The organism is Algoriphagus sp. AGSA1 (assembly GCF_021390545.1).
Taxonomy (GTDB): Bacteria; Bacteroidota; Bacteroidia; order Cytophagales; family Cyclobacteriaceae; genus Algoriphagus.
This window is the reverse complement of sequence record NZ_JAJUWR010000029.1, coordinates 32,221-52,608: the sequence shown is the minus strand read 5'-3', so window position 1 is coordinate 52,608 and position 20,388 is coordinate 32,221. Positions and strand designations below refer to the sequence as shown.

The window sequence follows — 20,388 nt, the reverse complement described above, 5'->3', positions numbered from 1 at the left end:
ATCTTAGGCAAGAACATCCCGCAAATCTTCCTTTTTCTTAAACATCGCTTTTGCAAAGGGACAAAGCGGAATCACTTTAATCTCCTCCTTCCTGACATAGGCCACCAATTCTTCCAGTAGCTTTCCGCCTATCCCTTGCCCTTTCAGGCTTTCATCGACTTCAGTATGCTCAATGATCATCTTGGCTGGACCAGCCATCACATAGACCATTTCAGCCGAGCGCTTCGCTCCTTCTTCTAGGTAAAAAGAACCTTTTTTTCCGTCAAATTCGTGTTGTATTTTCATCTCATTAGTAAGTTTTAGCTTTTTGTTCTTCCTACTACCAGCTCATCATAAACTTCATCCACCGGCTCCCAAAGTTCGATACTATGCCCATCCGGATCCAGAATATGCACGAACTTGCCATATTCGGTTTCATCGATCTCATCCAGGACCACCACACCTTCAGCTTTTAATTCCTTTACCAGTTCCAGAAGATTCTCTACACGGTAATTGATCATAAAATCCTTTTCCGAAGGTTTGAAATAGGCTGTATCGTCTTTCATAGGAGACCATTGCGTGAAGCCCTTTCGATCCGGATTTTCAGAGCTTCGCCACTCGAAAGCAGACCCATAAGCATCCGTATTGAGCCCGAGGTGTTCCTGATACCAAGACTTGGTTTTTGCCGGATCTTTTACTTTGAAAAAGATACCTCCTATTCCGGTGACGCGCTTTTGCATAAGACTGCTTGGTTTTTCAGCAAACCCTAAGTTAAGGAAATTGAGAGTTTAAAATGGAAATCAATGCCCCTTTTAAGCATTGCGACAGAAATCCCCCTTGCGCCACTCATGTCAATTGAACTTCACTATTAAATGGATATAGGGTTAACATCTTGACCGCTGAGAAACTCCCCACTGAAAACTAATTCGCTTCCTCTATTCTCACTTTCACTTTTTTCACCCGTTCGTTCTTTAGTTTGGGTAGAAGTTTTTGCACCAAATTGCTTTTCACAGCCACATAAGAAGCAAAATCCATGATTGTGATCAAACCGATTTCCGAACTTGTCAACCCGCCTTTTTTGGTGAGCATCCCTACGATATCGCCTTTGCTCACCTTGTCTTTTTTACCTGCACTCACATATAGACAGGTCCATTCCTGGGAAATCGGCGGTACTAACTTCTCCCCCACTTTAACCTCATCTATAAATCCTTCCAAATATTCTGGCTTGGATTCATCGTTGGCAAGAATTAAATAAGACAAGCCTTCGGCATGCATTCTTGCCGTCCGTCCATTCCTATGGATAAAAGCGTCTTCTTTTGGGGGTAGTTGGTAATGCACCACATGCTTGATCTCGGGAATATCCAATCCCCGTGAAGCCAAATCCGTAGCAATCAACAAATTGGTGACCTTGCTCCGGAACCTGATCAAATTCTTCTCCCGGTCGATCTGCTCCAGACCTCCATGTAGAACCGAATGAAAATAACCATAATCATTAAGCAAGGTGCTTAGTCTATCCACTGCATCCCTGTGATTACAAAATACTATGCAGGATTCATCCTGAAAACCTGCCACCAAACGCATCAGCGTCTCTCCCTTTTCTTTACTCGAACTGTGAACGATCTTCAACTCAAGTTTGGACTCCGCCACATCTTTTAGAAAATTGACGGTGCGATGATCCACAAAGGGTAGAAAATCAGGCATGCGCTTCAGTGCTGTCGCAGAAGTCAACATATGTCTTTGCTGCCCAGAGAGCGCTGCGAAAATCACCTTCAACTGCTCATGAAAGCCCATTTGAAGTGATTTGTCAAACTCATCCAAAACCACAGTCTGAATAGTCTTGGCATCAAACGATTCCCGTCCTATATGATCTGCCAATCTTCCGGGAGTACCTATAATCACTTCTGGCGATTCGCCTAGGCTGTTCGATTCTAGTTTGGAAGAGTGCCCGCCATATACTGTACTGACTCTAAAGGGAGTTTTCATACCCTTGAAAACCTGCTCGATCTGGATTGCCAATTCACGGGATGGCACAATGATCAGCGCCTGAACTTCACGTACATTTTCCTTCAGTGAATTAAGAAGAGGGATTAAAAACGCGACTGTTTTGCCTGAACCTGTAGGAGACAAAAGAACGATATTTGGATTCTTGGCAGCTCTGGAGATAAACTCAGTCTGCATTTCATTGAGGCTGTCAATCGAAAGGCTTTTGAGATACTGGGCGGTGGTTTCTTGGATATTTTCTGACACGCCCAAAAGTACCTATTTCTTGTGAGCTATACATTTTATTCCTGCTGTCTCACTAAACTTCCTTTCCCTTCACCACCAAAAACCAATCGCTCTCCAGCTCCAAATATCCATAATCATAGCAATAATGATAGATGTTGCCTTTTTTGGTCTCATAGATATGGGTAAAATACTTGAACAGAAAACCATCCCGAAGCAAACGGTCCCGGGTTGTTTTTCCCATATCTTCTCCTGCAGGAATGACACCTTCCAGAATATTGCGGTTTTTCTTCAGGCTGTGATTAACCCGCCGGATATAGTTGGTAGAAAATGCATTCTGCTGATTATTGTAGGTATTCCTGCATTGATCATCACAGAATTTCTTATCAATTCTACCCTGGATCACTGCATTGCAGTTCAAACAGTATTTTTTCTCAATTGCCATACGCTAAAAAGTTTGAAGGAATTTAAAAAAATAGTTTCAAAAAAAATAGTGGGAGACTGAAAATTCAATCTCCCACAATAATTATCGTCAATTAAACTTATATACAAAGCCTGTCGAAACAGTAATAAAGTTAAGCCAGTTCTTCACATAACCATCTCCCGGCCCTGGCTCATCGTCTGATGCGCCTTCCGCTCCTCCACCAAGATATCGAAGATTGAGAAATGCATTTACATCCTGGGTCACTTTAAGACCAGATCGGATACTTGCATCCAAAATAGCACCCTTCACCTCATTGTCACTGCCATTCAGATAGCTGATCGGCGCATAGATTCCGTCAGCCTCCAACTCTAGGTATAGCAGTTTCGATAGATCATACCTACTCCGCACTTTCAATGCAGGTACCACCCCTACGTCTTGGTTAGTTCGGAATCTCTCCCCGTCCGTGGATTCGAATGTAATGGTAGCATTTCTCAGCTGCACACTACCCCCCACTGCCAGTCCCCATCTTTCTTGGTCTGGAAGCAGTTCCCGCAAATAACTAACTCTATAAAAGGGAAAATTGTACAGTAAATCAACGGAACTGTTAGCAGGAAATGTCAAATCATTTACTACCACATCCTCTGTCAGCAAGGCCTGTGTCTGAATCGTAAGTGGCTGGTATAATAGAATAACGGTATTTCTTTCTTTTATGTCCAGTTCGAGTGAGACTCTACCTACCGGGAAAAGAACATTTTGCCCACCGCTTTTTTTATAATCGAAGTAAGTACCATTTTCTCCAAACTGCACTTTATGGCTCAGAACTCCTAAAAACCCCAATTCGGCAACTGCCCGGAGTTCAAAATCTTTCTTGCCATCGGAAATCTGAAATACAGAATTTTGAGCGTAGGAAGCTGTCCCTATACATGTGAACAGAATCATCACAATAATTGTGTAAAATTTCATAGTTATAGTTGGTTAGTGGTTTAAGCTTACCTCTTTTAACTAATAACACAGGAAATGGTTTCAATTACCTTTTGAAATTTATAGTTTTGAGATTGAAGGTGTTCCAGATATTGACACCCCTTTCTGACACATATACGAAATATAAATCCCCGTAAAAATCCGAAGTCCTAATTGGTAACAGAACTTCAAACCAGCCCTCTTCAGGCCCTGTGACCGGTCTGGATTCTCTATTCAAAAGGTCAGTTTCTCCCACTAGCGGTCCATCGGGTGACCCTGCCCTCACCTGGATTTTGCCTATAGTGTTTCCTGGCATTACAGAAAGTGTGATATTATTGATGTGATCTAAATCAAGGTCTTTAAGCATTAGCCAAGAACCTGATTCGGTAAATTGCACATAGTATTCGTCTTCAGGATTAGCCCTTGCCGCACCTTTTAAACCATCAGCACTATAGGCAGATACCAGTGTATTCCTCAGTTTTAGTTGAGTTGTGGTTTTTATCGGAGGAATCCCGTTGGCACCCTGATCCTCATAAGATGCCTGCACCATGTAAAACCCATCCTCTTCATCTGTAGATTCAATGGTATAACTGCCAGCTGCCGGCAACGCAGATTTTGCATTTGGATTGGCAATACCCAACACAAAGTCAACCATCTGACTCACTCTAGTCTCCTCCAGGTGTGTATGCCCCGGCATAATCTGCTCTCCCCAGACTCCAGAACCACCATTTTTTATTTTATCGACCAGATAGGCTTTTGCATTGGGATCATTTTTGTATTTCTCCGATACTGCCGTATAATCCGGGCCTACAGACTCATTGCTGATTCCGTGACAGGCCTTGCACCCCGCCTCATTGATGTATGTCTCTCCTATGCTCAAGACTTCTTCCCGATGCCCCATTTCGATCTGATCATATCCCCCTTCCAGATAGTCTATGGTTACATTAATTTGCTTTGGATCTATCTCCCCATCTTCCTTGTCTGTTGCTTTTACGGTATAGTTGACCGTCTCCTTTCCGAAATAAAAACTTCGGTTGCCCTCCCACTCAATGGAAACAACAGGTGCCTCATTCCCAACTCTTACTTCCAAAAAGGAAGTTGCTGATTCGCCTTCCTGATCAGTTGCTGTCAAGGTCACCTTGTACACACCAGGCGATTCGAATGTATGCGAAGGGTTCTCTTCGGCGGATATAGCTTCATTGTCTCCAAAATCCCAATGAAATGTGATTTTATCTTCCATGTCCGGATCTTGTGTTCCTGCTGAGGAAAAATCCACCGTCAATGGAGCCGAACCTTGTATCTGGTCAGCAGATATTTTCACTTCCGGTTTTCTATTCCCTTCGGAGAAAACAATTCTATATAAGCCGGAATCGTCATTGTTTGCCCGCCAGAATGTACCGTATTCCAATAAATACAAAGAACCATCTTTGGCAAACTGCATATCCATAGGTTTCTCAAAATGGGTTTCCGGCATAAAGCGCTCCATGGTATCGTATTCGAAATTTTCAGTCAGGCTGACCGTAAAAATCCAGTTTCGCATCCAATCATAGATAAAAAGCTTACCATTGTAATAACCGGGAAACCTCACCTTGGAATCTTCATAATCCTCCCGGTAATAGACCTGACCAGCCATGGCATTTCTCCCTCCCTGCCCTAGCATGGGGAATTCATCGGATTCGGCATATGGATAATAAATCAAAGCCGGTTGAGCCTCTGGAAGTATTTCCATCCCCGTATTATTTGGGGAAGTATTTTTGGGTGCTTTAGGATCAAACTGAAACAAACTTTCTCCGGTAGTAAAATCATACTTCCAATAGGCATAATTATTTCCCACAAAATAAGGCCAGCCATAATATCCCGGGCCAGTAGCCACATTGATCTCATCATAGCCTCTAGGCCCTCTGCCTTCTTTATCTTCGGAAGCATCCGGGCCTACTTCCCCCCAATAAAGATTTCCATTATGGCTGTCTATTGAGAACCTAAATGGATTCCGGTTTCCTTTTACGTAGATTTCCGGACGGGTATTTGGTGTGCCTACGGGAAATAAATTCCCATCTGGAATAGTGTAACCTCCTTCAGGTTTGGGTTTGATCCTGAGAATTGCCCCTCTCAAGTCATTTGTGTTCCCAGAAGTCCTCTGGGCATCCACGTTTTTGGGCTGATCCTGACGCTCGTCTATAGGATTGAAATTGCTGGACTCAAAAGGTGTGGAATCATCTCCGATGCCCAAATACAGATTACCTTCTGAATCAAATTCCAAACCTCCACCTGAGTGGCAGCATCCACGGTAGATATCCACATCCAAAATCAGTACTTCGGAGCTCAAATCCAGCTTATTGTCCACAAAATCAAAGCGGGAAATTCTATTCAATGCAGGCTCACTGACGGGAGCGTAGTACAGATACAGCCAATTGTTTTTTTCAAAATCCGGATCCTTTGCCATCCCCATCAAGCCATCTTCCCGCTCGGGAAATACATCCAAGGTTCCCACTATCGAAGTTTGTCCAGTTTCGGCCTGGTATAATTTAAGATTTCCATGCCGCTCAATGATCAATACATCGCCGTTGTCCAACACCTCGATTTCCATGGGTTCATTGAAATTTCCCGCCAATGGGACCTTCGTAAATCTTGATTCATCGGGCTTTACCTCGGCGAAGGGATCCTCAACTTTTGAAGTACAACTCAACACACACACACAACATACTGCAAGCAGCAGCAGATACTTTCTCATAGGACTGGCTTGGATATTTTCAGATCTTGAAGGTAAAGAAATTTGAAAATCTTGGCCTATGAATTTGATTAATGGTTTGTATAGCCAAGTTTTGAATATTAGCGCAAAAAACACGAATCAGCGCTATATCCAGTGAGATAGACATTCTATTTTCATTAGAAAAGACACCTAATCTTTCATAAAGAACAGGCAAGCCCATTCTAAAGTAAAATTTCTATAACTTCCTGTGTAGCAAATCATTGTTCAGATTCGTCTATAGATAAAACACATTTATACCGCTAAATCCTATCCATATGAAATCTTTCTACAATCCCTTTCCACTTTTATTGTTGTTTGTGATCCTTGCATTTTCTTCCTGTCAGGATGAAGTCACGAACTCATACACCTATCATACGATGATGCCCGTTTATTATGAAATGAGCGACATCAGGGCAAGAACCATCACTACTGAGCCCGCAATGCCTCTGGATAATCCAGGGAAAATCTACATTTATGAAGATTACCTTTTTATCAACGAACCTACCAAGGGAATTCACATCCTGAACAATGAGGATCCTGCACACCCTGTTAATTTAAGCTTCATCCCCATAGCGGGTAACGTGGACATGGCCGTAAATGGAAACATCCTTTATGCGGATAATTATGTCGATCTATTGGCATTTGACCTAAGCAATATTGACAATATCAAACTTACAAAACGGGTTGAGGATGTGTTTACCCATATGTATTACCATGAAACTGGTGAAATCATCACATTTAAAGACACTGTACTCACCACAGAAAATCCTGGATGGGAAAGAGGTGGATGGCAACAAGGTGTATGGATGATGGATTCTAGGATGAGCTTTTCCGCCAACCTTTCAGCTGCGTCCCAGAGCTATGGCACTGGAGGATCCATGGCCCGGTTTACCCTGTCAAACAAGCATTTATATGCAGTAGATGAAACCACACTTCGAGTATTTGATGTGGCTAATCCTTCCGATCCATCCTTTGTCAAACCCATTGACCTAGGTTGGGGAATCGAAACAATTTTCCCATTTCAGGACAAGCTGTTTATCGGATCCAATGTAGGTATGCACATCTATGATGCCAGCACACCTAATTCCCCTACAAGAATGGCCGTTTACGAGCATGTCCAGGCTTGTGACCCAGTGGTGGTGAATTCCGATCATGCATTTGTGACCCTAAGAAATGGCAATGCATGCTGGAATGGCGTGAATGAACTTCAGGTAATTGACATCAAAAACCTATATAATCCTACACTTAAAAAAGCATATCCCATGCTCAACCCACATGGATTGGGACTGGCAGGTCAATACCTCTATATAGCAGAAGGAATTCATGGTCTGAAAAGCTTTAACGTCAATGATGTGATGGCTATAGACCAAAACCAACTTGAGTTTCTGACCAGCCAAAAGTCTGTTGATCTGATTCCCGGCCCAAAATCTCTTATCGTAATTGGCCCTGACGGCGTATGCCAATTTGATTATAGCAATCCCGCAAAACTGCAAAAACTAAGCTGCATACAAGTCAAAAATCCAATCAATGTCTATTGATCAACGAATGGCTAAATTTCTACTAATCTTATTTGCTGGATTTATATTTTTCTTTCAGGTCAAGGCGCAGGATAAACTCTATTTTGGGCAGACGGAAATCGGCATGCTAATCGGGAAAGGTGCCGAACAGTGGGACGGAACTCATGAAAAGCGCAGAGATATCAGTCTCATGAGTTTTCATGGTGCGCGTATAAGCCGAAATCATATAGTGGGTTTTTCAGTTGGACTGGATCAGTATGATGATATTTCTATTATTCCTTTTGCGTTTGGCTACCGGGGTTTTCTGGGAAAAGATGGCAGGCCGAAGATTTTCGGAGGCTTGGATCTGGGAATAGGCTCTGCACTTCTGGAAGAAAAAGTAAGTACTGAATGGAATAAAAGCTGGTACCGTGGTGGATTGCTGTTCAGTCCTTCTGTAGGTATCAGCTTTCCTGCCCGAAAAGGCAATACCGCCCTTTCTTTCAGTGTGGCATACAAGCGGCAGGACCTATCCTATTTTCAGGGAAGCTTGATACAGCCTGGTGCCCAGGTCGTTGCTACAGACCAGCTCCCCCCAGGGTTTAATTCATTGAATGAAACAGAGTACCTGTATCGAAGTATGGTTTTCCGGATTGGGCTGATGTATTAAGCTATTACTAACTTCAAAATGACAAGTCATGAAGAAAACAATACTAACTATAACGACAATACTATGGATGACTTTCTCAATCTTCGCACAAACCAGTGATTTTTTTATCGGACCAGCTTTTTCATTCCAAAGCGAGACCCGCAGTAAAATGATTTATGGTCCCGGACACGAAGAAAGAAATAGCAAGACAGATTTTTTTGGAATTGGAATTCGAATGCAAAAGAGGTTTATGAATTCTTGGGGGCTCAACTTCGGTGCTAATTACATCAAAAGACATTATGAAATGATTGTTCCATTTGACCACTGTCACTTCTCGGAACCAGGTGTAGGTTGTACCAAAATTCTGGCTCACGTTGAAAAATACGGTTATAACACCATTGAAATACCGTTAGGAATCAATAAATATATTATTTCTAAAGAAAAATGGGAGCTATATATGAGTTTGAATGCTGTGACAGCATACGATTTTCAATCGTTTTACATTTCATACATACCTAAAATGGAAACTAAAAAAAAACGTGAGGTTAATCATTTTTCAACTTCTCTGACAGGCAGTATAGGATTTGCTTACAAAGCAACAGACAATATAAAATTTATTGCTGAACCTTTTATGCGCCTTGCTCACAAGCAACGATTAGATCCAATTCTGATAACCGGACGCGAGAAAGAGCGAACAAGTTTTGACAACTACGGATCACACTTTTTATTGCTTTATCAATTTTGAAAGAAGAACACACCTTACTGAAAACTAAAGTAACACTTGGTAAAAGTTAAGTAGGACATGCTGAAAGACGCCAGTAATAGATCAAAAACTATCATTTTAAATGACTGATCTATTTTTCATGTGACCGGTTTTTCAGCTAGTCTAGTACAAGCTTATTGACCACAATAGGTCTTTATCTATACATCAGAAAATCCCAAAATCGGGATTTTTAAACTAGCCTCAGCCATACCTTCTTCTACCTTAGCCTCATTCGAGGTATAAGCATACATCATCACTCGGCCGCCTTGAACCTGCCTTGCCTGCATCCAGGGCTGGCATACCTGAGACTTTTCAGCAAGCCCTAAGCATCGGTTCAATTCGAAATAATCTTCGTATGACAACAGAATCTCCTTTTTGGTTGACACTAAACAGCTTTCAAACCGCTGTCGCATATTCATAGTTATAATCCGTACTGCATGACAATATTCAAAGCCGAAGAACTACCTCCCGCAAATTTCCTGATAAGGACAGTACTCACATTTCTTCAAGTCTTCCGTCTGGTCAAAAGGGATTTCCGGATTGTAAATATCCTCCAATAATCCCTTCAATCCAGCTCTGTATTCATCCTCAAACTGTCGGTAGTCATTGACTTCAACTCCTTCCTTTCTTGGCAACTTCTGCTGTAAATAAGGGTTGAAATCATCACCAAACATCTCCCTGAGGTTGAATATGGCAGGTTTCAGGGGCAGCGAGCTCTCAGGATGCGTGGCCTGATAGATCAAGCCATAGAACATCGTCTGCATAGCTGCCTTATTCCTGGATTTATTGTTCCTGTCAAAAAGTGAGGGGACATCCGGAAAGGTTTTGTTGTCCTGTCCTGATTTATAATCAATTAACCTTACAGAACCATTATGTTCATCCACCCGATCAATTATTCCCTTTAGGGAAATCATCTGATGTCCCATAGCGGTTTCTATCGGTAAACCTGCCGTGTATTTTTTCTCCTTTTCCAGAGAAATCAACCGGAATGGAGCGGATTCCTTATCAATTTTCAGAATCTGATGCAGGTATTTCTGAAGCACATCCCTGGCTATAGCCATCTGACCGTTCAGTTTGGTGTCCGCTTCCCCTTCCAAGTGATAAAATTGACGAATGGCTTTTTCTATGGCAGGAAAAACCCAGTTTTTGCCCAATTCCTCGAAATCTGACTTTTCCACCAGAGTCCTCCCCTTCCTTTTCGCAAAATCCTGATACAGAATCTCCATACCCAGGTGCGCCAAATTTCCAAAAACAGCCGCATCAATCTCCTCACTCACTTCCTGTTTTTCTTGGATATTCGCCAGGTACTGAAGGTAAAATTTCAGCCTGCAATCCAAGAAAACGCTCAGGGCAGAGGGCGAAAAGGAAGTTTGGGAAGATCCATGCTCATCGATCAGATACTTGTCCAACAAGGCCAAAACCTCCCTGTCTTTATGGATGGTGATAGCTTCTGGTGACTTCTGGTCTATCGGGATGAAAACCACCTCTTCTTCCATTTCCCTTCCCAGTTCCACTGCCATCTGCTGGATATACCGGCTCTTTTCCCCTGCTTTTCCCTGGTCCGAAGCAGTGGTGTAGATCATATGCACTTCCTCAGCACTATGCAAAAGGCGATAAAAGGTATAGGCATAAATCGAGTCATTCTGCTCCTGCACCGGCAAGCCAAAGGCCTTTCGGATATTGAAAGGGATCATTGAATTCAAACCAGCAGAAGGTGGAAAGCTATCTTCGTTCATATTGCAGATAATCACCCGTTTGAAATCAAGATTCCTTGACTCCAGCACCCCCATGATCTGCAATCCTTGTAACGGCTCTCCTTCGAAAGGCAGCTTCACCTCCCGGAAAACCTGACGGAATAAACGGATAAAAAACTCCCTGTTGATGCTCAGAATATCCTGACCGGCAAAAATCTCCCTCAATCGGGTCAACTGCTTGAAGCACTGATAAAGATAGGAACGTTGCAAAGGCTCGTCTTTCAATTGCCCAGCCAGGGCTTCCATCAACGTAGCCAAATAAGGGAACAGAGAATCATTCTCCAGTTTCTGAAAGATAAGCTGATAAAGGAGTCCACCCTGATGTAATTTTTCGGCAGAAACATGAATCTGGTTCAAAAGCTGCATTTCCTCCATCAGCTTACTGGCAAAGCCAGGGTTTACGCTTTTCAGGTAAGTCGAGCTCAACAGGTTTTTGACAGCGGTATGGTAAAACAGTACTTTTCCATCTTCCTCCTTGATGAATCGCTGCATCTCCAGCACCGCCTCCAAAAATGAATAAACCGGGGCATTTTTCACCGGATATCCCATGGTGACGTTTACCTTATCCACTTGATCGGGCAGCGTGTGCAACACCGGAAACAGCATCTGCTCATCTGGCAAAATCACCACCGTTTCTTCCCATGCCTCTCCCGCAGGGATTTTCCCCAAAATCGATCCTACAAGATTTGCCTGATTTGTCTTCAGAGGAGTAGCATACGTCTTTATAGCTGCTTTTCTTTCTTCTATCAGGGTCGGGATGTGTTCTGGGAAAGTAGGCCCAAATATTTTATCCTTTCGATAGTCCCGGAAAAACATGCCTGCCTCCTGCGCTTGGTCTTCCAGATAATAAGCATCCACGTCCCAATGGATTTTTGCATCAAACTCAGTGATATAATGCTTGATCAATGCTTCCTCAGTTCCTGTGAATGCATTAAACCCTACAAAATGATGTACCTTCTCAGGCTGAGGAATAGTAGCAAGTGCTTCTGCTACTTTCCTGTAAAGCATCCCTGAATACGCCATTCCAGATACTGCCAGGGAAGCCTGAAAGCCTGTATAAAGGGGACTGAGCAGCTGCCAGAATTTGAGAAACTTCTCCTGATGATCTCTGTCCTGACGCACAAAAGAAGACCAAAATTGTTTGATGAGTTGGATTTGACTTTCGTTCAAAAAACTCAGGTCTGACTCCAACTCTTTGATTTCGGACAGGTGATGATAAAGCTTGCCCGCATCAGCCATAAACTGATCCACATCATTGAAATCCTTGAGGATCATTTCCCCCCAAAAATAAAACCGATCAAAAGTTTCCGCTTCAGGGTTGAGATCCTGATAGACGCGAAACAACTCAAAAATCAGTGTCAGGTCATCCGCCGGACGATTTCCGGCGAGTTCATAGAAAATTTCTTCTATCGTTTTCACTTCCGGCATCCAAGTAGGTTCACTGATCAGGTTTCCCAAATGCTGGGTAAAGAACAATCCCGCTCGCCTATTTGGCAACACAACAGTAAGGTTTTGCAGATCTACTCCGCTCTTGAGAATCCCTCTTGCTGTATTTCTTAAAAAACTATGCATAAATCTCCTCGATTAACCCTGATTCCAGATAACATAAATAGCCTTTTGTCTTCTTGTGGGAAAGACCGGAAACTAAAGACATGTATTCCCTCACTTGGTTGGCATAGCGGCTCTGCGCTTCTCCTGTTTTGAAATCAACAATGACGGCTTCCTTTTCATTTAATATAATCCGATCTGGCCTTTTTTGCTTTCCTCCGGGAAGAAGAATACCCTGCTCAGAAAGCAAAATGCCTTCTGTACCAAACCATGAGGCAAAAATTGGGTCTTCAAACAGACGGTCGAGTTGTCCCTCCACCAATAGTTTCTCTTCTTCATTCAGACGTCCCTCAAAATAAAACTTCTGCAAATTCTGACGGGCACTGACTTTGTTCTTGGAGAGTTCAAGGATTTCATGGACGATCAAACCAAATTTTTGCTTTTTCCGCTGCTCCAATCCTTCCTCAGAAAAATCAACAGCATATTTTTTTAGAGTCAATACCTCAGACCAGTTTTTATATGCCCAGCGGAGTTCCGGAGACCGAAATGGAACAATGGCTGTAATCTGACTGGCTGGCCAGTCCCCAAATTCAAATACTTTTGACTCAGGGTCATAATAATTGACCAAGCTCAAATTTTCCTTTTGATCTGTAGGTGACTGGATCAATTGCTGAAGCTGCACTTCCATGGAATTCTGGGATCCTATTTTTTCCTTGTAGGGAATATATCCTATAAATACATCCTCTGCCCTGGTGAGTGCCACGTACAACATATTCAGACTATCCAAATAAGCCATGGTCGCCTCTTCCGCATAGGTTTCGCTGAAATCAGAATTAGCAAGATCCCCGTTCAGCGTAAGCGGAATTATAGCAGAAAGCCCCTTTTCCGTGTCTTCAAAGGGAGACCAGACCACATTTCCTTTATTGGTGTCGAAGATTGTCCATTTCAAAAAAGGCATCACTACCACTTTGAACTGAAGCCCCTTGGACTTGTGTATGGTGAGAATCCTCATGGCATTGTGACCTTCGGGGATTTTGACCGTTCTTTTGGTTTTATTGATTTCCCACCACTCCAGAAATCCACTTAGATCCGCCCTATTATTTGCTGTAAAGTCATACACCGCCTCTTTAAACCCAGAGATGTAGGCCTTTTCCAGACCCAATTCCATCAAGCCGAGAACCTTGATCAGCTCTTCCAAAGCTTCCATCAGAGGCAACTGAAGCATTAAATGCTCCTTCTTTTGGAAAGCAATGACTTGCTCCTGAAGGTAAAGCGGCATTTTGTCCAGGGCAAAAAGCTCGTGGTCTATGTGCGCATCCATCAAGACCGCCAGATAATACCACATGGTTTTGAACTGAACTTTGTCAGCCGGATTGTGCAGGTAGTTGAAACCCGAGATCAAAGCCTTCACCGAGGCGGCCTTGTTCAGGTACATGGATTCGTCCGACAGCACGTCAAAACCATACGGTAAATCAGGATGTGCCACCGCATAACCCATCATGCGATCCGCAATAGCTTCGCCTTCTGATTTTCTTCTGACTAGAAAAGCGATGTCTTCCAGGGCATAGCCATGATCCTGCAGCTCCATGACCATTTCGGGTAATTTTGCCAAAACCAAATCATCAAAACTGTTCTCCTCCTCCTCTTCTTTAGGATCAATGAACTCCAGCCTTACTTTCCCTTTAAATTCAGATTTGGACTTCTTGGGTGAAACTTTCTGAAAGGAGTCTGCATAGGCCTGGGATAATATTTGCGGATTTTCAACTCCATAGGAAGTACTTAATACCTGCTCCATTGCCGGTGGAAGAACCTTAAATACGGCATTATTAAAGTTGATGATATTGGGAAGGCTCCTGTAATTGGTATCCAGATTTTCCAGTTTGATATTCTCTTTGCCTATTTCATCCTCCACCTCGGAAAGCAATAACTTCATTTCCCCACCCCTCCAGCGGTAAATAGACTGCTTCACATCGCCTACCAGAAGATTTATCTGGCCATTCCCCAGAGAGTTTTCCAAAAGAGGCTTAAAGCTATCCCATTGAAATCCGGAAGTATCCTGAAATTCATCGATCAGGTAATTTTTGTATTGATTCCCTACTTTCTCGTAGATAAAAGGCGTGTCATTTCCTTTGGTGATTTCCTTCAAAAATTCATTGGCATCTGAGATCAATAGGATATTCTCCTCGTCTTTTATCAAGGTAAGTTCATCGAGGAGATTTCTGAATACCCCATACACATAACTGTTTTTGGCGATAGCCTGAAGCGTATTCCATTTAGAGGTTAAAGCTACGGTTTGATGTAAAATCTGATTCAGCCCCTGATCATAGGCAGCTAAAATTGAGTCAATTTGCTTACTCGATTTAGAAAACCACGCGTCAGGATTATCGATTTTCCCCAGCTGGGAATCCGTAAGAACTGGTATAGGCTGATTTCGTTCGCCAAATTTTTCAAAAACCCTTGCGAAGGATCTTGAACCTCCGGCAAAATCCGTCCATTCCAATCCATTTGAAATCCGGATTGCATCAGCTTGCTTTCCCAACTCCTTTGCGATAGCGATAATTTCATTTTTTCGCTCCCTGACGAAGGACTGTAGTAAAGTAATATTTTGCTTATCCTCCAGAAAGGCCTTAATTTCAGGAGCATATTTTTTAAAATCTTCCTGGAAAATCTGCTGCCCAAGACCACGTATGTTTCTCCTAATGTCCCAGGATTTTCCATTTTGGATTTGTTCATATGCATAGTCCACTAGCCATTTATGCAGGAATTCATCTTCCATCACAAGCATTACCACCCGATCCACCACACGCTCCAACACTGCCAGTTGATCTAATTCCACATCAAACTTGGCATTCAGATCTATCTCTCTGGCAAATGCACGTACTACCTTTTGAAAGAAGCTGTCTATAGTAGTGACAGAAAACCTGCCATAATCATGCAAAATAGCTGTAAGGGTCTGCTGTGCCAGTTGCTTTAAGCCAGCCTCATCCACTTTCAGAGCATTCATCAATTCTGCATCCATTTTCTCAGCCGGATCGACCTCAGACCTCAGTCTTTTTAGCTCTTCTACTATCCGCTCTTTCATTTCCTGAGTTGCCTTATTGGTGAAGGTCACTGCGAGAATCTGCTTATAGGCATGGGGGCTTTGAAGGGCAAGTTTCAGATACTCCAGTGTGAGGGTATAGGTTTTTCCGGACCCGGCGGAGGATTTATAGATGATGAAGGGTTTTTGTTCCATGATAGAAAGTGAGCCTCTAAGATAAGGAAGAGCAGGATAATTCATCTTTCTTATCGCGAGGATTGACATGGAATGTCTGAAAATCCCCGATTGCAACTTTTATGAATATTTCATGCAATCCATTGCAATTAGCCCTGATTTTTCGATCTTTTGACTTTCAAACCAAAATACCTATGCACAAACCTATTTATCTAACGGCTCTTCTTTGGCTGTGCATCTCACTGGGTTCCTATGCCAATGACGGCTACAAACTCTGGTTGGATTATCAGCCTATCAAAGAAAGCCAACTCAGATCAGAAGTGGAATCGCTCCTGTCAGGGATCTACTTTTTCGGCGAAAATCCTACTTATGAAGCTATCAGAAATGAGCTGAATCTTGCTTCCCAAAGCATGCTTGATAAAGGGCCTGGCTATTCCAAAGACAGGCTACAAAACACAAAACTCTGGATAGGTACAAGAGAGCAACTATCCCAGGTTCTCTCCCTTACTAAACAGACAGAAATCAAAGCATTGGGAGAAGATGGATACTGGAGAGGAACCGTAGAGTTGGATGGAAAACCATTTTATGCCATCATAGGAAACCGCCCGGTTGGAACGCTCTACGGGGTATATAACTGGCTGAATTCTATACAAAGCAATACTTTCAATAAACAAACAGAAGCATCTGATTTTCCAAAAATTAAGATAAGGATGTTAAACCATTGGGACAATCTGGACAGAACCGTCGAGAGAGGCTATGCCGGTTTTTCAATCTGGGATTGGCACAGGCTTCCCGGGTACATAGATCCCCGATACGTGGACTATGCAAGAGCAAATGCGTCCATAGGTATCAACGCCGTTTCTCTGACCAATGTCAATGCAAATGCCTTGATCTTGACTACTGACTTCATGAAGAAAGCAAAAGCCTTGGCTGATGTTTTTAGGCCTTATGGGATCAAAGTATTCCTTACTGCCCGCTTCTCTGCTCCTATGCAACTGGAAGGACTAAAAACAGCCGACCCCCTAGACCCTGAAGTAATAGCTTTCTGGAAGAAAAAGGCAGATGAGTTATATTCACATATTCCTGATTTTGGTGGATTTCTGGTCAAGGCCAATTCCGAAGGGCAACCGGGCCCTCACGAATATGGTCGTAATCATGCCGAAGGAGCAAACATGCTTGCGGATGCTTTGGCTCCTCATGGAGGAGTGCTGATCTGGCGTGCATTTGTCTATTCCCATGAAGACGAAGTGGATAGACACATGCAGGCGAATAATGAATTCGGACCGCTTGACGGGAAATTCAAAGACAATGTGATCATACAGATCAAAAACGGTGCGATAGACTTTCAGCCACGCGAGCCATTCCATCCGCTGTATGGAGCGATCAATGAAACCAATGTGGGAATGGAGTTTCAGATTACCCAAGAGTATCTCGGGCAGGCCACCAATCTCGTTTATCTAGCCCCTATGTGGGAGGAAGTGCTCAAAAGTAAAACTTACAGTCCAAGCCCTACTTCCACCGTCGGCAGTATTCTGGAAGGGAAGGATACAGGACAGAAAATGACCCTGATCGCCGGAGTATCCAATATAGGAACCGACCGCAACTGGACGGGGCACCTTTTCGCCCAGTCCAATTGGTTTGCTTTTGGGAAAATGGCCTGGAATCCGGAGGTCACCTCACAAGAAATAGCCGAAGAATGGACAAAGCTTACTTTCGGCTTAGATCGGGAAGTAGTATCAAAAGTCGGAGAAATTCTGATGGAATCCCATGAGACCGCAGTGGACTATATGACTCCTCTGGGACTGCATCACATCATGGGAAGAAGCCATCATTATGGCCCGGGGCCATGGGTAATGGGAGGAAGAGCTGACTGGACTGCGCCTTATTACCATCAGGCTGATAGTCTGGGGATAGGTTTTGACAGGACAGGTGAAGGAAGCGGAGCTTTGGAGCAATATGCTCCTGAAATTGTAGAAAAATGGTCTGATCCAAATCAAATACCGGAGAAATACCTGCTCTGGTTCCATCATCTCCCTTGGGATTTCCAATTGAAAGATGGAAATACACTCTGGGAAGGAATAGCCTACCGATATGACCTCGGCGTAAAAGAAGTGAGGGCAATGCAGGCAACCTGGGCTTCCTTGGAATCCAAAATCGATCCTGAGGAATTTGATCATGTCAGACAGCTTTTGGAAATCCAGGAACAGGAAGCAGAATGGTGGAGAAATGCCTGCTTACTTTACTTTCAAACCTTCTCAAACAGGCCTTTTCCATCAGATATCGAGCAACCTGAAGGAGATCTGGAATATTATAAGAGCTTGCAGTTCCCGAACGCACCAGGGATATAAAATTTGAAATTTCTTATTTGAGATTTGAGATTTTCCATAATTCTGGCACTAACCAAGGGTCAGTTCGGTTAATTTCAAATCTCAAACTTCAAACTCATGGATCTTCCCAACTATACCATTCCCGCCGCCACCCGCATTGGCCATGTTCATTTGAAAGTATCCGACCTCCAGAGGTCATTGGATTTCTATCAGGGCTTATTGGGTTTTGAACTTGTCACTATGTACGGGCAAGATGCAGCGTTTATATCAGCGGGAGGATACCATCATCACATTGGACTGAATACCTGGCAGAGCAAAGGGGGAAGGCCTGCTCCTAAGAATACCGCAGGGCTTTTCCACACGGCTATTCTTCTTCCAAGCAGACGTGATTTGGCCGTACTCTTGAAAAGGCTCGTAGATGCAAACTATCCACTTACCGGTGCGGCAGATCATGGAGTTTCAGAAGCCTTGTATTTGGATGATCCTGATGAAAACGGTGTGGAATTATACTGGGACAGGGCTAAAGAAGACTGGCCTCTCAACCCTGACGGAAGTATCATGATGTACACACGGCAACTGGACATCAATGGACTTTTGGCTGAGATTTAGATCCTATCCTTTATCCAATCCACAATCAGCGCCATTACCTCTTCCCTATCCAGATCATTGACCAATTCATGGTATCCTCCGGAGAATATTTTCAGGGTTTTGTCACTAGAAGCAGCTTTTTCGAAAAGCAATTCTGAACCGTGCGGATTGGTAAGCTCATCCGCGGATCCATGAATGAGCAAAAATGGCAAGCTAAAGCTCTCGGCATTTTCTTGGATATACTTCATTATTTGCAACAATTCATAGCCTGTTCTTGCAGGAATAGCTTGAGTATAAATCAGTGGATCACTAAGGTAGCTGGATACTTCTTCCGGGATTCTTGAAATCTTGTTGGCATTCAGTTTCAAAGCTTTTAGCCTTGGTAAATACCTACTGACCACCCCAGAAATTACCTTCAGGAGCTTTGGTGTGCCTTCTGCCTCCATTATTGCCGGTGAGCTTAAAATCACACCTGTGGCTCCTGGTTTATATTTCAATACGTATGCGGCCACCAATCCTCCTCCCATGCTATGACCATAGATGAAAATTGGTAAACCGGGAGCATACGATTTTACCTTGCCAAACAAAGCATCAATGTCCTGGAGATAATCTTCGGCAGAGTCAAAATATGCATCCGGCTTACCTTTTGCGGATTTACCATGACCTCTCCCATCAAAAGTAAAAACGGACAATCCTATGTCATTTAACATCTCAACCAAATGCTTGTATCTTGAACTATGCTCTCCCAAGCCATGTACAAGCAACAATGCAGCTTTTGCAGTCTCAGGTATCCAAGCTTGTAAATAGAGTTCCAGACCGTCATGAGTCTGATAAGAAGTTTCCAAATGCTTCACAGAATATTACGTTAATGGTTAATGGTTAATGGTTAATGGTATAAGTTGCATAAAAAAAACAACCGGAAAAAACGTCTTTCAATTTCCATTTCCACACAAACCAAGCTGATTAGCAAAACTTAACCAGAAGTTCATACGCTTGAAGAGAGATTTTTTTAAATTTAGATACTTAAGTCAAGTAGAATCCTACCTACTTTTCAAATACACTAACTACAAAATCATGAAAAAGATATTATTCCTCACAGGGGATTTCGCAGAAGATTACGAAACCATGGTGCCGGTCCAAATGCTGGAAATGGTAGGCTATGAAGTTCATTCCGTTTGCCCAGGGAAGAAAAAGGGAGAAACAGTCAAAACTGCTATCCATGACTTTGAGGGGGACCTAACCTATACTGAGAAACCTGGTCACAACTTTATGCTGAGTTATTCCTTTGATCAGGTCGATGTGGATGATTATGTGGGACTCGCAATCGCCGGTGGACGGGCTCCCGAATATTTGAGGTTAAACCACAAGTTATTGGAAATCGTCAAACACTTCTTTGATACCAATAAACCTGTGGCCGCGGTATGTCATGGGATACAGATTCTTACAGCAGCAGGTGTTGTTAAAGGCAGAAAGTTGACCGCCTATCCTGCTGTCGGCCCGGAAGTGACTATAGCTGGCGGGGATTTTCAGGATATTCCTGCCACGGACGCATATGTGGATGGCAATCTGGTCACATCCCCAGCCTGGCCGGGTCATCCAGCCTGGATCCGTGAATTTCTGAAAGTGCTGGGAGCAAAAATCGAGATTTGACAAAATGTTTGGTGTCAGGTGACCGATGTCCGATGTGACAAATAGCAATATGTGCTTCTCACAA

General features: G+C 43.2%; 16 protein-coding genes. 6 read left to right on the top strand and 10 right to left on the bottom strand.

The window, feature by feature from the left end; all coding sequences use genetic code 11:
• Positions 1-3: 3 nt before the first annotated feature.
• The 6 genes from LZF95_RS20260 to LZF95_RS20235 all read right to left on the bottom strand — a co-directional run bounded on the left by LZF95_RS20260 (position 4) and on the right by LZF95_RS20235 (position 6,317).
• On the bottom strand, positions 4-285 hold the full coding sequence (locus LZF95_RS20260) for a GNAT family N-acetyltransferase (protein ID WP_233756926.1): 282 nt from the start codon (positions 283-285) through the stop codon (positions 4-6).
• A 14-nt stretch (positions 286-299) separates the two neighbouring features.
• Positions 300-719, bottom strand: a complete 420-nt coding sequence (locus tag LZF95_RS20255) for a VOC family protein (protein WP_233756925.1) — start codon at positions 717-719, stop codon at positions 300-302.
• A 181-nt stretch (positions 720-900) separates the two neighbouring features.
• On the bottom strand, positions 901-2,226 hold the full coding sequence (locus LZF95_RS20250; RefSeq protein ID WP_233756923.1) for a DEAD/DEAH box helicase: 1,326 nt from the start codon (positions 2,224-2,226) through the stop codon (positions 901-903).
• A 52-nt stretch (positions 2,227-2,278) separates the two neighbouring features.
• Complete coding sequence (locus LZF95_RS20245; RefSeq protein ID WP_233756922.1) at positions 2,279-2,647, bottom strand: hypothetical protein; 369 nt, start codon at positions 2,645-2,647, stop codon at positions 2,279-2,281.
• A gap of 87 nt (positions 2,648-2,734) precedes the next feature.
• Entirely contained in the window at positions 2,735-3,589 is an 855-nt protein-coding gene (locus tag LZF95_RS20240) for a hypothetical protein (protein ID WP_233756920.1), read from the bottom strand.
• Positions 3,590-3,653: 64 nt separating this feature from the next.
• Positions 3,654-6,317 (bottom strand): PQQ-dependent sugar dehydrogenase, encoded by a 2,664-nt coding sequence (locus LZF95_RS20235; RefSeq protein ID WP_233756918.1) that lies wholly within the window; start codon positions 6,315-6,317, stop codon positions 3,654-3,656.
• Positions 6,318-6,610: 293 nt separating this feature from the next.
• On the opposite strand from LZF95_RS20235, the gene LZF95_RS20230 reads away from it, so the two are divergent.
• Genes LZF95_RS20230 through LZF95_RS20220 form a run of 3 tightly spaced genes read left to right on the top strand, consistent with a single transcriptional unit; the run spans position 6,611 to position 9,225 of the window.
• The gene (locus tag LZF95_RS20230; protein ID WP_233756917.1) at positions 6,611-7,873 is read left to right on the top strand and encodes an LVIVD repeat-containing protein; all 1,263 of its coding nucleotides are present in this window, start codon (positions 6,611-6,613) and stop codon (positions 7,871-7,873) included.
• Positions 7,874-7,880: 7 nt separating this feature from the next.
• The gene (locus LZF95_RS20225) at positions 7,881-8,501 is read left to right on the top strand and encodes a hypothetical protein (RefSeq protein WP_233756916.1); all 621 of its coding nucleotides are present in this window, start codon (positions 7,881-7,883) and stop codon (positions 8,499-8,501) included.
• A 28-nt stretch (positions 8,502-8,529) separates the two neighbouring features.
• Entirely contained in the window at positions 8,530-9,225 is a 696-nt protein-coding gene (locus LZF95_RS20220) for an outer membrane beta-barrel protein (protein WP_233756915.1), read from the top strand.
• A 176-nt stretch (positions 9,226-9,401) separates the two neighbouring features.
• Here LZF95_RS20220 and LZF95_RS20215 read toward each other — a convergent pair whose 3' ends face one another.
• Genes LZF95_RS20215 through LZF95_RS20205 form a run of 3 tightly spaced genes read right to left on the bottom strand, consistent with a single transcriptional unit; the run spans position 9,402 to position 15,825 of the window.
• Positions 9,402-9,662 carry a hypothetical protein gene (locus LZF95_RS20215; RefSeq protein WP_233756914.1) on the bottom strand — a complete coding sequence of 87 codons (261 nt, stop codon included), beginning with the start codon at positions 9,660-9,662 and terminating at the stop codon, positions 9,402-9,404.
• A gap of 42 nt (positions 9,663-9,704) precedes the next feature.
• The gene (locus LZF95_RS20210; RefSeq protein WP_233756913.1) at positions 9,705-12,569 is read right to left on the bottom strand and encodes a PD-(D/E)XK nuclease family protein; all 2,865 of its coding nucleotides are present in this window, start codon (positions 12,567-12,569) and stop codon (positions 9,705-9,707) included.
• Entirely contained in the window at positions 12,562-15,825 is a 3,264-nt protein-coding gene (locus LZF95_RS20205; protein ID WP_306422376.1) for an exodeoxyribonuclease V subunit beta, read from the bottom strand. The genes LZF95_RS20210 and LZF95_RS20205 overlap by 8 nt, the downstream gene beginning before the upstream one ends.
• A 128-nt stretch (positions 15,826-15,953) precedes the next feature.
• Between LZF95_RS20205 and LZF95_RS20200 the strand changes: the two genes are divergently transcribed.
• Together LZF95_RS20200 and LZF95_RS20195 are read left to right on the top strand one after the other, a co-directional pair.
• A complete protein-coding gene (locus tag LZF95_RS20200; RefSeq protein WP_233756912.1) occupies positions 15,954-18,107 on the top strand; it encodes an alpha-glucuronidase family glycosyl hydrolase in 2,154 nt (717 codons plus the stop codon).
• A gap of 96 nt (positions 18,108-18,203) precedes the next feature.
• Positions 18,204-18,695, top strand: a complete 492-nt coding sequence (locus LZF95_RS20195; protein WP_233756911.1) for a VOC family protein — start codon at positions 18,204-18,206, stop codon at positions 18,693-18,695.
• Here LZF95_RS20195 and LZF95_RS20190 read toward each other — a convergent pair.
• Positions 18,692-19,528, bottom strand: a complete 837-nt coding sequence (locus tag LZF95_RS20190; RefSeq protein WP_233756909.1) for an alpha/beta hydrolase — start codon at positions 19,526-19,528, stop codon at positions 18,692-18,694. The two genes, LZF95_RS20195 and LZF95_RS20190, sit on opposite strands and share 4 nt — an antisense overlap.
• Before the next feature lie 220 nt (positions 19,529-19,748).
• On the opposite strand from LZF95_RS20190, the gene LZF95_RS20185 reads away from it, so the two are divergent.
• A complete protein-coding gene (locus tag LZF95_RS20185) occupies positions 19,749-20,324 on the top strand; it encodes a DJ-1/PfpI family protein (protein ID WP_233756907.1) in 576 nt (191 codons plus the stop codon).
• Positions 20,325-20,388 lie beyond the last annotated feature (64 nt).

Coding starts and splice junctions, on each gene's coding strand:
- LZF95_RS20215 (WP_233756914.1), bottom strand. CDS start 9,662: ATGAATATGCGACAGCGGTTTGAAAGCTGTTTAGTGTCAACCAAAAAG.
- LZF95_RS20200 (WP_233756912.1), top strand. CDS start 15,954: ATGCACAAACCTATTTATCTAACGGCTCTTCTTTGGCTGTGCATCTCA.
- LZF95_RS20230 (WP_233756917.1), top strand. CDS start 6,611: ATGAAATCTTTCTACAATCCCTTTCCACTTTTATTGTTGTTTGTGATC.
- LZF95_RS20260 (WP_233756926.1), bottom strand. CDS start 285: ATGAAAATACAACACGAATTTGACGGAAAAAAAGGTTCTTTTTACCTA.
- LZF95_RS20225 (WP_233756916.1), top strand. CDS start 7,881: ATGGCTAAATTTCTACTAATCTTATTTGCTGGATTTATATTTTTCTTT.
- LZF95_RS20220 (WP_233756915.1), top strand. CDS start 8,530: ATGAAGAAAACAATACTAACTATAACGACAATACTATGGATGACTTTC.
- LZF95_RS20185 (WP_233756907.1), top strand. CDS start 19,749: ATGAAAAAGATATTATTCCTCACAGGGGATTTCGCAGAAGATTACGAA.
- LZF95_RS20235 (WP_233756918.1), bottom strand. CDS start 6,317: ATGAGAAAGTATCTGCTGCTGCTTGCAGTATGTTGTGTGTGTGTGTTG.
- LZF95_RS20205 (WP_306422376.1), bottom strand. CDS start 15,825: ATGAATTATCCTGCTCTTCCTTATCTTAGAGGCTCACTTTCTATCATG.
- LZF95_RS20210 (WP_233756913.1), bottom strand. CDS start 12,569: ATGCATAGTTTTTTAAGAAATACAGCAAGAGGGATTCTCAAGAGCGGA.
- LZF95_RS20240 (WP_233756920.1), bottom strand. CDS start 3,589: ATGAAATTTTACACAATTATTGTGATGATTCTGTTCACATGTATAGGG.
- LZF95_RS20245 (WP_233756922.1), bottom strand. CDS start 2,647: ATGGCAATTGAGAAAAAATACTGTTTGAACTGCAATGCAGTGATCCAG.
- LZF95_RS20255 (WP_233756925.1), bottom strand. CDS start 719: ATGCAAAAGCGCGTCACCGGAATAGGAGGTATCTTTTTCAAAGTAAAA.
- LZF95_RS20195 (WP_233756911.1), top strand. CDS start 18,204: ATGGATCTTCCCAACTATACCATTCCCGCCGCCACCCGCATTGGCCAT.